At 33.1% G+C, this 1,087-nt stretch carries 1 rRNA gene; it reads right to left on the reverse strand.

The features are described 5' to 3' along the window. A 23S ribosomal RNA gene (locus ACYVEA_RS34505) occupies window positions 1–1,087 on the reverse strand; the annotation flags it as partial.

Genomic DNA, 1,087 nt, shown 5'->3' on the forward strand with positions numbered 1-1,087 from the left:
ATTTCACTGAGTCAATCATAGAGACAGCTGTTGTATCGTTACATCATTCATGCAAGACCGCATTTAACGGCCAAGGCATTTCGCTACCTTAGGATCCTCACGTTAAGACCGCCATTCACCGGGGATTCTGCAAAAACCAAATCTATAAAAATTTAGTTACTATTGTTAACCTTCCGGCATCGGGCAGATATCACACTCAATACTTAGATTTCTCATCGTTATGCAAAGTGCTTTGTTTTAATTAAACAGTCGTACAACATTATTTTATGCTTCTTCCTTTATACTTGATATTAATCAATATAAATGAGCCCTCCTTATCCCTAAGTTACGGTAGTCAATTTGCCGAGTTCCTTTAAGATTGTTATCTCATGCGCCTTCGTATTCTCTACTAGCTTACTTTCTATAGTTCCTAGGAACGGTCTAAATATTACTAATTATTTCCTGAACACTTTTCACTTAAAAATGTTGTCATTGATAGCAATTAGCATTTTCTCATCGTTTTAACCTTAAGGTTATAAACTTAGAGGCCGTTACTTAAATTCACCATAAGCTTTAGGCGAGTTAATTAGATTGTAAATCTAATTATACTTTTTAGTTACTCATGTCACCATTCTCACTTGAGTTATAATATACTTTTTTTAATATAAAAAAATACCAATATTTACTCAACGTTCTGCTACCCCATAAATAATTATAATTATTTAAAGACAAGGTATCGGTGTATTATTTAGATCCGTTAAATTTTCGATGCTTTTAACATTTAACAAGTGCTCTGGTACGAGATCTTTAAATTATGGCTGCTTCTAAGCCAATCTCCTTGTCGACTTAGAGAAAAACCTTCTTAATTTCACTTAATAATAACTTTGGAACCTTAACTCTTGTTCTGGGCTGTTTCCCTTTTGACATACAACCTTATCATTCTATGTCTGATAATTTAAGATTCATCTTTGCCATTCCGAGTCCACAAACTCACCGGTAAAATCTTCATGATTCCCCGATGTATACAAAATAAAATGTATTTTTATTTTACATCTTGTCTGAGATTAAGTTCTGTACCTGCTAAGATTTAACATAAATTGCCTACTGT

It is taken from the genome of Spirosoma jeollabukense (assembly GCF_054777855.1).